This is a genomic window from Leptolyngbya cf. ectocarpi LEGE 11479, assembly GCF_015207065.1.
Taxonomy (GTDB): Bacteria; Cyanobacteriota; Cyanobacteriia; order Phormidesmidales; family Phormidesmidaceae; genus Leptothoe; species Leptothoe ectocarpi.
On record NZ_JADEXP010000038.1, the window covers coordinates 14,281 to 27,355 of the forward strand.

The following is a 13,075-nucleotide window of genomic DNA, read 5'->3' on the forward strand; positions in this document are numbered from 1 at the left end:
TAAGTGCCCCAAACAAGGGATGCCGGGGAAGCGTTTTTCTGGAAAATTTATACTGAGAACGTGTAAAATTCTAGCACATTAATGCCATTCTTGATAGACACTGTAACCCTCTTAAATAAAGGGGTTTGGGATAGATCCTGCGGAACGCTCAAGCCGTGGAAATCACCTGGAAGAATGCCCGAGAGAGGGAGAACAAACGCGGCGTCAATGTAACGTCTTTTAAAGACTCCGGAGAGAAAAATAATGTCCTCGCCCTCGTCCCTGTCTATTCCTCCTTTTCGGGTGATCTACTCCCAGCGTTTTTTAGACCACGATACGGGGATGGGCCATCCTGAAAATGCGGGCCGTTTGAGGGCGGTGGTGGCAGCACTCAAAGCTCATCCCATAGCCGAACGTTTAGAGTGGGTGGAGCCTTGCGATCGCAACCCCCTACCGCAAATCAATGCCGTCCACGACCCGGCCTATGTCCTGGCGCTACAGCGAATTGCCCAACGGGGCGGTGGTCGATTGGATGGTGACACCCCGGTCTCAGCCGCCAGCTATGACATTGCTCTGTTAGCGGTCGCCGCCTGGTTAGATGGAGTCGATCACGTATTAGCAACTAACACCCCTGGATTTGTCCTGGCTCGTCCCCCCGGCCACCATGCCGAATACGACCAGGGCATGGGATTTTGTCTGCTGAGCAACGCCGCCATCGCCGCCCGCTATGCTCTAGAGCAGCCGGGCATTGACCGGGTAGCTGTGCTGGATTGGGATGTGCACCACGGTAATGGCACTCAGCAGCTAGTGAGTCAGCATCCCCAGGTTGCCTACTGTTCCTTGCATCAAATGCCCGCCTATCCGGGCACCGGACAGGCCAGTGAAACCGGCAGTCACGGCAACCTGTGTAATATTCCCATGGTCCCCGGCAGCGTCCTCCGAGACTATCAGACCCGTTTTGACCAGCAGGTTCTCCCGTTTCTTCAACAGTTTCAGCCGGATCTCTTGCTGGTCAGCGCTGGCTATGACGCCACCGCCGCCGACCCTCTGGCCAGCGTTAATCTCAGCCCCGCTGACTATGGTGTGTTCACAGCAGCCTGCAAAAAAATAGCCCCCCGAGTCCTGTTTGGACTCGAGGGGGGCTATGACTATCAAGCGCTTAGTCAGTCAGTGATCGCCACCATTGAGGCTGCCATCAACTAAGTCAGTGTGAGCGCCTGATGTAAAAACGCATAAAAAGCCCAACCTATGCAGTCACAGGTGAGGCAGTGGATGGCTCCAGATTCCCTACATCAATGCTGACATGATCCGGAGCGGCCCAGAGCACCAGTCGGGGTAGGTAAGCACTGCTCAAATGCTCGTGCTTTGGTAACACCCGTAAAGAGAATCCCTGCAGACCACTTTGACCATAGGCCACGTTGAGGTTATACAGGCTGCTGCCATCAGCATCTTGTCCCTTATAGGTCATCGCTGTGGCCTGACCACCCTGTAGTTCACCATCAACATCGATGCCCCCTTGGTAAAACTCCACTGAGACATCCGTTGCCTGCAAATGGCCTAGATAAACTCGAGCTGTTACCTGCAGAGGCTCATTCACCTGTAAATCCACATCGTGGGATAGACCGATTTGGGCGATGGAGATCTGTTGCCAGTTCTGATATAGCTTTGACTGCCACTGGGCTAGAGCCTTGGCTGGAGCATAGCTATCCGCCACCAGTTGACGCCCTCGATCTGACGCAGCAAAATACCCCAAAGTCGCATAATCCTGTAGCATCCGAGCCGTATTAAAGGCAGGGGTGTTTAAGCGAATAGCCGACTTCATCTTAGCCACCCATCCCCGAGGAATGCCGTTGGCATCGCGATCGTAAAAGAGAGGCACAACCGCTGTTTCTAACAGCTCATAGAGGTCATTGGCCTCTACCTCATCCTGGTAGTCTTGGTCTTCGTAGTCTTCACCAGAACCAATGGGCCAACCTGTTTGAACATAGTCGGCCTCATCCCACCAGCCATCCAGGACACTGAGGTTGGGTAGACCGTTCATCGCCGCTTTCATGCCACTGGTACCAGAGGCTTCACGGGGACGGCGAGGATTGTTGAGCCAAACATCACAGCCCGAGACCATCCAGCGCGCTACGTGAATGTCGTAGTTAGGGACAAACACAATAGAGCGGTCCAACCCTTCATCGCGAGTGAAGTGAATAATGTTGCGGATCAGCTCTTTGCCTGGAATATCCTTGGGGTGAGCTTTACCCGCAATCACAAACTGCACCCGTCGGCCTAGGGTATTTTCAACAATCTTACGCAGACGCTCCACATCTCTCAGGAACAGGGTGGCCCGCTTATAAGTGGCAAAGCGACGGGCAAAGCCAATGGTCAAAATGCTGGGGTCCAACACTTCCTGAGCCCGCTCCATTTCTAAATGAGAGCCGCCTCGCTCTTTAACCGCTTTGTGCATCCGGTCTCTAACGGATACCACTAAGTGGGAGCGACAGTTTTCGTGGTTGCGCCAAATCTCTTCATCGGGAATGGTGCCCACTTTGTTCCACAGTGGATCGTCAACGCCAGCGCTATCCCACTCAGATCCCAAATAGCGGTCGTATAGCTCCTGGGTTGTTTTAGCGACACAGCTGCGGGCGTGAACACCGTTGGTAATGGACGTAATTGGCACTTCATCCACCGGTAGAGCAGGCCACAGACCGCCAAACATGTGACGCGAAACAGCTCCATGGAGCTTGCTCACACCGTTGACAAACGATGCCATCTTAATGGCTAAAACCGCCATACTAAAGGGAGCATCCTGGTCCAAATCATCCTCTCGACCTAACCCCAAGAAATGCTCATGGGACAGACCAAAGCGAGCCGCATAGTGACCCAGGTAGTGGAAGACTTTTTCTGGGGGGAAAAGGTCAATGCCAGCCGGGACCGGTGTATGGGTGGTAAACAGCTGGGTGGCTTGGGCCATTTGCTGCGCTTCGCTAAAGCTCAGCCCGCTGTCATCCATGAGCATGCGAATGCGCTCTAGGGCCAGAAATGCGGAGTGGCCTTCATTCAGGTGATAGGCCGATGGCTGCAGATTCAAAGCTTTGAGCATGCGCACACCGCCAATCCCCAGCATCATTTCCTGGTGGATGCGCATGTCGATGTCGCCACCGTATAAGCGATCGCAAATATCCTGATCGTGGGGCGCGTTGGGTTCGATATTAGTATCTAGTAAGTACAGCGGCACGCGACCAACCGTCACCCGCCAGATCCGCGCATAGACTTTACGACCTGGATAATCAACCGAAATACGAAGTTCTTTACCCTGGCTATCCCGCTCTAGGGTAAGGGGCATATTGTAAAAATCATTGATGGGATAGCGTTCTTGCTGCCAGCCATCAGCATTTAGATACTGGGCAAAATAGCCTTCCTGATATAGCAAGCCCACGCCCACTAAAGGCAGGCCTAAGTCACTGGCGGTTTTTAGATGGTCACCCGCTAGCACCCCGAGACCGCCAGAATACACAGGCAAACAGGTGGTTAAACCAAACTCCATTGAGAAGTAGGCATAGCGCTCATGCTCGGTGGGGTGAGCCCGGTTCGTGCTGTACCACGACTGAGCGTTCAAATAGCGCTCCAAACGCTCCACAGCATGGTTCATCTGGGCAATAAACCCGCCATCCTCAGCCACAGCCTGTAGCCGTTCCTGGCTAATCGTACTCAGCATTAAAATGGGGTTATATCGGCTGGATGCCCATAGATCAGCGTCCAGACGCTTAAATAGATCAATAGTCCCCACATCCCAATCCCAATGGATATTCTCAGCCAGCTGACGTAGAGGAGCTAGAGAATCAGGTAGGGTGGGTGTAACGTTAAATGTACGAATTGGGCGCATAGGTTTTTGACGCGAGTGCTTCAAGTCCATGAATCATTCTGACCCTGAAATTCGGTTTAGGACGCAACCCTTAATAGTGTTTTTGCTTCCTAGGGTAACTGCTCCATCAAAAACCAGCTGGTAACAAGGACTACCACCAAACCTAAAATTTTTCTTCAGTTTAGTACTAGCCGAGCATTCTTTGTTGCGTTCAATTGCCTTTTATTGCCTTTTGTTTTTAGCAGCAATACCTATTACGGTGACGCAATGCAGCTACGGCGAATAAAGCAACTTATCTTGGTTTGAGCTTTTGCCCTTTGATTCGACATCCTACACCGCCTCGCTCTTGGAGACTTTTTTGGGCTACATCCTGAGGACTAAACAATACTTTTTTTACAACCTGCCATTCTTCTACCATGAGAGTCTCAAATATGGTCTCCTCCTCCTTGGGTCCTCCGTTTGTAATGTAGTAATGGCAGCCATCTTCTCCTTCTACAAACTCGCCATTAAAAAAGTTGTAAAAAAGTACTTCGCTGGCTAGCTTTTCTCTCCGTACTTCTATGCCAGCCGCTTCTAAGTCTCTTACTGCTTCTTCTTCTAAACTAAACTGTAGCTGCCGTTTAGCTGCCATTTTTTCTGTTGTCAGACAGGGTACCATCGCTGCCATCTCAACAGCATCTTTGAGTGCTTTACTGCTGTCATTGACGATGACAACACCATTGCCAATAAACAGCATGCCCATGTCCAAATGAAACTGGCCTGGCTGTTCCACACAGATCACCTGCTCGATGCTGTCTAAGCCAAAATCCTCACAGACTAGTCTTCTGACGTCGTCATCATTGAGCTGATAGAGATGGGCTGTCGCTGCGATCGCATCTTTACCAATCAAAATCACAGAATTACCCGCAGCGTCTTCGCCTGCAATCATATTTCCGCCTTCTATATAGGTACGGATATGGCTCACCGCTTGCCCCTTGAGCTGAGCCAAACGCTCATGTTCTAATACGGTTTTTAGTGCATTTACCCGAGTCCCCAGGAGAATCCACAGGTGATCGTCCTGTAGTACTTCTTCCAGGTCCTCTGGACTCACTTTCCCCTGCCATCGCTTTCGCCTGCCTGCTTTCATCGCCCATTCGAGCAGGTCGTCATCCAACAGTCTCAGCAGGGCCATCTGACCATTTTGCAAATATTCCACACTGTCCTCGGCCCACTTCGATACAGGCTTTTGACCGACTTCGACACAATAGTCTAGGGTCTTATAAACATCTAATACTTGCGCAATCTCCTCTCGACAGCTTTCATCGGTCAAAATTTCCAGACGCAATCCGAGGTTTTTGGCTGTAGTTGCAAAGAATCGAAGATGTTCAATTTCAGTTTTACCAGATGGCTCAATCTGACTTCGCACATAGTGCATATGCAAAACCTTGGTGCGACCGCTGGGTGTCTTTTGGTGGGGGAGTGACCTGGCTGTATCAGATGCGGGAAGCTGGTCTTGAATATTTTTTTTAATCGATTCGATCTGTTCCCTGTCGGCATTGCTATCTTTGAGACTCCTCAGCTCTGTGTGCAGCTGAACTAACAACGGTTCAGTAGAACTCTCTGTGTTGCGATCGCTGAGTTTATCTACGCTACCCATTGGAATCTCTATTTTGTTTCCCACTCATACTGGCCCACTCGTTCTACTGCAAAAATATTCAATCAGACCATACACAATACACGATCGGAACTCTGCGAATATCTGTTGAAGCTAGGCAATCTCGATAGGGTAATAAGCTGTCATTAATAAAACATTAGGCTACTGAATTGTAACAATTCCTCAAAGTATACGGACCCCAATCTTAATAGAATGGTAACAATACACACTGTTTAGAATGGGTCAGACTGCTGCCTTTGCTGAGAAAAACATCTGGCAGACCTGGTTCATACCTATACAACTATAAAAAATGGAGACGGTAAATGGTTAGTACATTTGCAAATCCTGTTGCTAGTTCTGCAATAAGGTTGGGCACCCAAGCCTTTGATGAAACAGATCCTGTGCAACTATGGCCTAGTGACTCTTTAGGGACGGTTGAAATCGTCATTCGTGCCGTTTATAAACAGGTATTGGGCAATGCCCATGTGATGGAGAGTGAGCGGGCCGCCGTGGCTGAAGCGGAGTCACAGCTTCAAAATCGTACCATCACTGTACGTGACTTTATTCGTCAGATTGCTAAGTCAGAGCTGTATCGGTCTCGCTTTTTTGAACCTTGTTCTCGCAATCGTTTTATTGAAATCAACTTTAAACATCTCCTAGGTCGTGCCCCCGATAGCTATGGCGATATTGCCGATCACAGTTATCTTTTAGAATCTGAGGGGTATGAATCGGAAATTGATTCGTATCTAGACAGTGATGAGTATCAGCAGGCCTTTGGCGATGATACGGTGCCTTACTATCGAGGACACAAATCACCTACGGGTCAGAAGGTGTCTGGTTTTGCCAATCTGTTAAAACTGCTGAGGGGAGCGGCCAGCAATGACAACAATTTGGGCCATGATCAGCAGGCTCGCCTAACCCAGGCCATTATGGCCAATCGGATTGATGCGATCTCGCCCCTCAGCAGACTTCCTGATCTCCAAACCGGTTTCAAACATGCCCCTCAGGTTCTTCATCAGCAACAGGTTGAACCAACCTTAGAACAACGCATAGCCCAGAATACCTATCAGGGTTACGAACCATTCCGTCAAACATCTCCTGTGGAGCTATTACCGGGAGCATCAGCCGATGACATTGAAGTGGTGATTCGGGCCGTATATCGCCAGGTTATGGGTAACGCCCACGTTATGGAAAGTGAGCGTCTTGTCGTGCCTGAGTCTCAGCTCAAACGCGGAGAACTCAGCGTGCGCGAATTTGTGCGCCAGGTGGCTAAATCTGAACTTTACCGCTCTCGGTTTGCCGACAACTGCTATCGCTACCGAGCGATGGAGCTAAACTTCAAACACTTACTGGGTCGTGCGCCTCAAACCTTTGCAGAGATGAAAGCCCACAGCACCATCTTGGATACAGAAGGCTACGAGGCTGATATCGATAGTTATATCAACAGCGATGAATACAATAATGCCTTTGGCGAGAGCATTGTCCCTTACTATCGAGGCTATCGTACAGAACCAGGACAAACCATGTTGGAATTTACCAACATGCTACAGCTGCTAAAGAGTGCCTCCAGCAGTGACAAAGACCCGGCAACCAATAATGCCCCTCGTGTTCAAGCACCAGTTCTGTCAAGTTATTCGAAAAAATCTAGCACTCCCCGTGACGCGCAGGAGATTTTGGCAGAGGTATTCCGACCCAAACCTGGAGTAGTCGTTGCTGCTGAGGCAAGCGTCGTACCAGCTGCACCCGTGTCAACCAGCCAGCCAAACAAACAAGATGCGCTGATCGCCAAACTTCAAGAACAGCTGGCTGACCTGCGCCCCTTTGCAGGTATTGGTGCTGCTATTATCCGCAAAGGCTCAGAACCAAGAACAGTCATTACTGCTGGAACTAGCCAATTTACACTGCAGCAACAAACTGACGATAAAGCGGCTCTAATTGAACGCTTGCAGGGTGAACTAATGGAGGCGCGAGCACTGGCAGCCGTTGGCGAATCACGCCTTAACAAGTGGCGACGTTAGAGAATCAGCCACAGTATATGCAGCTTCTCTAGAACAGATATTGTCCAAACAAGCTATCTAATAAAAAAGAGATTGGAATGTGATTTTCCCAATCTCTTTTTTGTTTGTTAGATGCTTTCCATAAAAACAGGAGACCTTTTCAACAAAAAGGTCTCCTGTAAAAATCACTAACGTAAATAGCTAGCAACTATGGCCGGATACTGTGCATTCAGCCCTTAGGAAAGGGAGTTGATCACATAGTCAACCAGTGCGTTGTACTCAGTCAGGGCCTGAGCAGACATGTCACGAGGCGCACAACCACGGTTACGAGCAAAGCTTAGAGCCGCTACATAAGGAGCAGTGGGCAGGTTGAGTGCACGATACACTTCACGCTGACCAGCAATACCCCACTCATCCAAAGGACCCGTACCCCCAACAACGAGGCTGTAGCTGATCAGACGCATGTAGTGCTTAACATCACGCAGGCACTTTGACTTGAAGGTATCGGTGGAGTTAGCTTCACCAGAATTGTTCAAGTAGGGATACTTAGCGATGCAAGCATCGTAAGCTTCTTGAGCAACGTTATCAAGGTTGCCAGCTAGCTTTTCAGCAGCTTCTAAACGAGCAGAGGCACGCTGTAGACTTCCCTGTACAGACTCTAGGTCAGAGGTAGAGGGGAAACGACCAGCTGCATCAGCTGCAGCGATCACAGTGGTAACAACAGATTTCATTTCGTAATTTCTCCAGTAGTTAGATTGATCGGTCAGAATGTAGAGGTAGTCTCAACTTGGACTGAGTTTAGATGACTAACCCAGAGCTGAGATAACGCGATCAAAGTAGCCAGACGCTTCTGCAACCAAGGAAGCACAGCGGTCGTTGACAACGGGAGAGCCCATCTTACGCAGACGAGCACCGGCACGGCCTTCGCTGGGGTTGTCCTGAATGTGAGCAGCTGCCTGAGCCTTCATGATCTGTACAGCGCGTACAGTAGACGTAGCAGGAACGCCAAGAGGTGCGTAAGTCTCTTTTAGACCGTTCAAGCAACGATCGTCTAGGACAGAGGCATCACCAGCGAGCAGAGCGTAGGTAACATAGCGGAGAACGATTTCGCCATCGCGTAGGCAAGCAGCCATACGACGGTTGGGGTAGCAGTTACCACCGGCTTGGATTAAGCCTTGGTTCTCACAAATCATGCCTGCGATAGCATCAGATACCATGCAGCTAGCGTTGGATGCAATGGCGTTTACTGCATCTAGACGACGGTTGCCGCTGGCAACAAATGCCTTCAGGTCTGCTAGGTCGCCGATAGGAGCGGTGCTAGCATCAGCGGATACAACCGCTCTAGAAAAAGCGTCAAGCATTGAGAGCTCTCCTTACTTCAAAAACACATTGGTTCAATTCTTGCGTTAACCGCCACAGCAGTTCGGTTAATCACACACTAACCATAGAAAATAGCCGTTCTCTAAGTCTCTTATATTGAGAACAAAGCAACATTCCGTTACATAAGACTCATTAAACTTATTTTGCCGGTCTTGAACGGATGACAAACGACGGCCCAGCCGTAAAATATAGAAGATCTGTTAGCTCTGTCCAGAACGTAATAGAACATATTTTTTGAAAAGTTGATAAGGATCGCCATTATGACTAGCCCGACTGATACGGCAACGCCTCAAGTAAGCATCGAAGAAATCACTGAACTCATTACTGAGTTTGAAAAGTATCGCGAGCGGCTGATGCGTGAGACTTTAGACGCCGCCAAAAAGGCAAAAATGTCTAAAAAGGAAACGATGGCTCGCCTGGAGCCTGAACTTGCCCAAATTGAGGCCGCATTGACACAGCTGCGGGCTCAGCTGGCTACCCTCGTTCCTGAAACGGCTGCTGACGCCAGTTAAGCTGGGTTTTGCAATCCTTCTCCTTTTAGACTGGGGTAATACGACCCTGGTTAAGCTGGTTTAGGGTTGTATGTGGTTTTATTTGGATTTTTTGATAGGCGTAATCGGTAATGGCACATTCGAGTACTGAGATAGATAGTGACGCAGCACAGCAGGCCGCAACCGATATGCTCGTTCAGCGTGTCAACGAACAGATTGACTTGCTAGCATTTGATGAGTCCGACCAGGATACTCTGCGGCAGCTGGTGGAAAGTTTTGCGGATAAGCGGGGGCTGATGCGTTTGCGCATTGCCGAAACCCTGGGTCAAATCGGAGAACCTGCCACTCCTGTTTTGGTGGCAGCCTTGGCCCATCACCCCAATGAGGTGGTGCGTCGTGCCTGTGCCAAAACACTGACGTTGATTGCGGACCCGGCAGCCATTCCCACTTTAGTGAACTCTTTTCTCAACGACACCGATACGGTGGTACAAGGCTCATCGGTGGGAGCTTTAGCCAGGACTGGCCGCTCTGCTGCCCCTGAGTTACTCAAGATTTTGGATGATCCTAAGCATCCTGAAACTACTAAAGGACATGCTGCTTGGGCATTGGCATTTATGGGGTCTGAAGCTAAGGATCTGCTGCTTCAGGCTCTAAATTCAGAATCAGAAGCGGTGCGAGCTGCCGTGGTGGGTGCGATCGCAAAAGTAGCCCAAGAAGAAGGAAGTCCTGACAATTATGACATTTTGATCAACGCCTTGGGCGATAACGCAGAAAGTGTCCGATGTGAAGCTGCTGCTGTGCTGGGAAACTTGGCCTACCAACCGGCCATTCCAACCTTGTTACCCCTGTTAGCGCATCCCAACATCGAAACCCGTAAGTCAGCGATATTGGCCATCATGAAAATCGGTCAAGCCGATACGGTAAAAGCCTTGGAGACTGCCAAGGCCAACGAAACCGATGACAGCCTCCAGCCCATCTTCAAGCTGGCCATCAGCCAAATTCAGAAAAAAACCGCAGCGAATGATGACTGGGATTAGCGATCAAGACCCGTTGCGCAGCCAGTTAGAAAATGACCTGAATAACTCAGCATGGCTACAATCGTTTAAGGCCATTAATCGCCTTCTGCATAGTCTTAAGGCGGAGATAGCGGATATTCAAACCTGTGAACTTAAGTGGGACACTAGCTGCAAGGGGCTAACCATTCACTGTCCGTCGGTAGATATTGGCAAACGACTGCAGGCGCAGCAGGACGCAATTATCACAATTGCTAACTATGCAGACCGTATCACCTTAGCTCAGCCCGATTGCCCAGATATAATTCTAAAATAGTCAAAGCCTTAGCCATCCGCCATCGTCTGCAATGTCAGGCCACCCACCATGGACAACTATCGAGAAGAACTCAGCCAGGTCTTGAAATTGAAAGAAACGGGCGGTTTCCACTATACCCATAAAGCTCACGCTTTGCTTGAGAAGGCAAAAGCAGCCCGCCATTGGAAATGTCTACTAAAAACATCCCCAACTCAATGGCGCACTATTCTCAGAGACACGCGCTATGTCCTCGATCAGTTAGACACCTAGCTCTCTGGGCGTGAGTACTTTTGCACCATTTCCAGACGCGATAGGGCGCTGACCGCTGTTTCTTTCACATAGCGGTCCAACGAGTCATCCTCAGTTAACCTTGTAAGCACCTCGATAGCCTCTGCTCCACCAACAGAGGCCAACGCATTAACAATAGAGACGGATAGGGCCAAATTATCCGTGGTTTCCAACGTCTCTAACAAAATCTCCAGAGCCGCATCCCCAATCTCGCCTAGGGCCATGGCCGAGGCAATGTGAACAACCGGATTAGGATCATTGAGCGATTTTTTTAGCCCTTGTAATCCTACCTCTGGGAAAGGCTCATTTGGATAGTTGAGGGCAACTTGCGCCAATGCTTTAGCACAGCTGCCACGCACAGTCACATTTTCGCTGCTGCCCAACGCGCCTACTATAGCGGGCACAGCATCTGCACCCACAGCTCCCAACGTTTTTACAGCCGCACGACGATAGATCGTATCCTCTGCATCCAATGCACTCATCAACCGAGGAATCGTCGTGTCGTCACGATTATCGATAATGTCTACCATGGCCCGCTCTCGGATATGGGGGTTAGGATGTTTGAGTTGTTCAAAAAAAGAGTCCATGGGTCGATAAAAATTATTAAACCTGTGTCATGTGAACTGCTTGGTTAGCCTTGGCTCGCACTGCCCAGTCATCGGCGGCTAATAACAGTTTATGTTGGCTATAATCCCCTAGCTTTTCAAGCGCCATCAAAGACGCAAATTGCAGCATCCAAATTTTACTTTGGGCGCTCGTGTGTAAAGGAGCAATAGCTTGCTGATCATTCAGCTCCCCTAACGATATCGCCGCCGCGGCCCGAGATTTCATAAATTGGGGAGACGTGTTCCTGAGGGCCTCAAGTAATAAATCATAGGCAGGCTGATGATGTAGCCAGCCCATTAACTTCATTACATGATAGTGAGCGCCATAGTCGTTATGGGCTTCGGCTGCATAGGTGTCAAAGAGGGCTGCGGGAGCTGCGTCACTTTGCTGCTCTATAAAGGTTTGAATTGCCAAATAAGTGCGACCAAAGTCGGTGTGATATAGCTCTCGAATGAGAAATTCTAAAGCAGGAGGCTGGTCATATTCGTGTACAAGCTTTAAGTCCTGGGGATGATCTCGTAGGATCTGTTCAATCACTGGCAGCACCTGCTCAATGCTGACCTCACCAGAGGCCATGCCGCTTTCAGCTAGGGTGCGCACAGCCCGTAGCCGAAACATTGGGGAAATGGGACAGCAGGCGATGGCAGGCATTGCCCCATAATAGCGCGCATTAATTAGATCTTCGAGACAGGCGCGTCGGGCATTGATGTTATCGCTTTGGAGAAATGAGATCACTCGATCAATTTGGCTAAAATCTCGGGCAAAGCGGCAAACGGTTGCGATCGCAGCACTCGCCGTCGGCTCATCTCCATGCTCCATAAAGGGACGCACCCGATCGACAGCGGCACCATAGTCCAGCTTTACCAGAGTATGAATAATTACCCGATAGGTTTGATCCGGTTTTGCTAATAGCTGGGTAATCTCTTCTAAAATTTCCGTATTTTCTGTCCCAATTTCACCAATCGCCCAAACAGCAGCTTCCACCGTATAGCGATCATCATCAGTCAAGCAGGTTCGAACAGCATCTAACCCTCGCACTGCTTTCAACTTCCCCAAAGACTCTACGGACTTACGGCGAGTAATGCGATTATCCAGGGAGTCGTGGGCAACATGCACAGCTCGAATGAGGGCGTCAATTGATGCTTCTGATGGATAGTTGGCTAACTGAGACGCTGCAATATAGCGCTCGCTCTCATCATCAGCTTGCTCAGGTGGCGTATCTAACAGAGCAATCGATTGTTCTTCGGTTAAACCGAAAATATTGGCAAAACGCTTATCCATAGCACAGTCAAGCAGAAAACAAAGCGAATAATCGTAAATGGCCTAACGATGTTTAGTCTGACATGAAAACAAACCTGGAGATCCTTACGAATCTCCAGGTTCAGACTAGCTAAATGTAGTCAAGCTCTGAATTGCATTCAGCCCTTAGGAAAGGGAGTTGATCACATAGTCAACCAGTGCGTTGTACTCAGTCAGGGCCTGAGCAGACATGTCACGAGGCGCACAACCACGGTTACGAGCAAAGCTTAGAGCCGCTACA

Annotated in this window: 12 protein-coding genes and 1 pseudogene; 6 read left to right on the forward strand and 7 right to left on the reverse strand. The window is 49.6% G+C overall.

Going from position 1 to position 13,075, the window contains the following annotated elements; all coding sequences use genetic code 11:
- The first annotated feature begins 243 nt into the window (after positions 1–243).
- Complete coding sequence (locus tag IQ260_RS06740; protein WP_193992037.1) at positions 244–1,182, forward strand: histone deacetylase family protein; 939 nt, start codon at positions 244–246, stop codon at positions 1,180–1,182.
- A 43-nt stretch (positions 1,183–1,225) separates the two neighbouring features.
- Here the strand turns inward: IQ260_RS06740 and glgP are convergent, their stop codons facing one another.
- Both glgP and IQ260_RS06750 read right to left on the reverse strand, forming a co-directional pair.
- Entirely contained in the window at positions 1,226–3,853 is a 2,628-nt protein-coding gene (gene glgP, locus IQ260_RS06745; protein WP_193992038.1) for an alpha-glucan family phosphorylase, read from the reverse strand.
- 271 nt (positions 3,854–4,124) lie between these two features.
- Positions 4,125–5,468: a hypothetical protein gene (locus IQ260_RS06750; protein ID WP_228015648.1), complete on the reverse strand. Its 1,344-nt coding sequence runs from the start codon at positions 5,466–5,468 to the stop codon at positions 4,125–4,127.
- Positions 5,469–5,788: 320 nt separating this feature from the next.
- Here IQ260_RS06750 and IQ260_RS06755 point away from each other — a divergent pair, with 320 nt between their 5' ends.
- Complete coding sequence (locus IQ260_RS06755) at positions 5,789–7,483, forward strand: phycobilisome rod-core linker polypeptide (protein ID WP_193992040.1); 1,695 nt, start codon at positions 5,789–5,791, stop codon at positions 7,481–7,483.
- A gap of 215 nt (positions 7,484–7,698) precedes the next feature.
- On the opposite strand, the gene IQ260_RS06760 is transcribed toward IQ260_RS06755, so the two are convergent.
- Positions 7,699–8,193, reverse strand: coding sequence for a globin family protein (locus tag IQ260_RS06760; protein ID WP_193992042.1), 495 nt, complete (start codon positions 8,191–8,193; stop codon positions 7,699–7,701).
- Positions 8,194–8,268: 75 nt separating this feature from the next.
- Complete coding sequence (gene cpeB, locus IQ260_RS06765) at positions 8,269–8,823, reverse strand: C-phycoerythrin subunit beta (RefSeq protein WP_193992044.1); 555 nt, start codon at positions 8,821–8,823, stop codon at positions 8,269–8,271.
- 279 nt (positions 8,824–9,102) lie between these two features.
- On the opposite strand from cpeB, the gene IQ260_RS06770 reads away from it, so the two are divergent.
- The 4 genes from IQ260_RS06770 (at position 9,103) to IQ260_RS06785 (ending at position 10,911) form a co-directional block, all read left to right on the forward strand.
- Positions 9,103–9,354: a hypothetical protein gene (locus tag IQ260_RS06770; RefSeq protein ID WP_193992046.1), complete on the forward strand. Its 252-nt coding sequence runs from the start codon at positions 9,103–9,105 to the stop codon at positions 9,352–9,354.
- Positions 9,355–9,464: 110 nt separating this feature from the next.
- A complete protein-coding gene (locus tag IQ260_RS06775) occupies positions 9,465–10,370 on the forward strand; it encodes a HEAT repeat domain-containing protein (RefSeq protein ID WP_193992048.1) in 906 nt (301 codons plus the stop codon).
- The gene (locus tag IQ260_RS06780) at positions 10,354–10,662 is read left to right on the forward strand and encodes a hypothetical protein (protein ID WP_193992050.1); all 309 of its coding nucleotides are present in this window, start codon (positions 10,354–10,356) and stop codon (positions 10,660–10,662) included. The genes IQ260_RS06775 and IQ260_RS06780 overlap by 17 nt, the downstream gene beginning before the upstream one ends.
- 48 nt (positions 10,663–10,710) lie before the next feature.
- On the forward strand, positions 10,711–10,911 hold the full coding sequence (locus tag IQ260_RS06785) for a hypothetical protein (RefSeq protein ID WP_193992052.1): 201 nt from the start codon (positions 10,711–10,713) through the stop codon (positions 10,909–10,911).
- Here IQ260_RS06785 and IQ260_RS06790 read toward each other — a convergent pair.
- The 3 genes and pseudogenes from IQ260_RS06790 to IQ260_RS06800 all read right to left on the reverse strand — a co-directional run.
- A complete protein-coding gene (locus tag IQ260_RS06790; protein ID WP_193992054.1) occupies positions 10,908–11,516 on the reverse strand; it encodes a HEAT repeat domain-containing protein in 609 nt (202 codons plus the stop codon). The two genes, IQ260_RS06785 and IQ260_RS06790, sit on opposite strands and share 4 nt — an antisense overlap.
- A gap of 16 nt (positions 11,517–11,532) precedes the next feature.
- Positions 11,533–12,816, reverse strand: coding sequence for a HEAT repeat domain-containing protein (locus IQ260_RS06795; protein WP_193992056.1), 1,284 nt, complete (start codon positions 12,814–12,816; stop codon positions 11,533–11,535).
- Between the two features lie 144 nt (positions 12,817–12,960).
- Positions 12,961–13,075: pseudogene (locus IQ260_RS06800) on the reverse strand (bleomycin hydrolase); the annotation flags it as partial.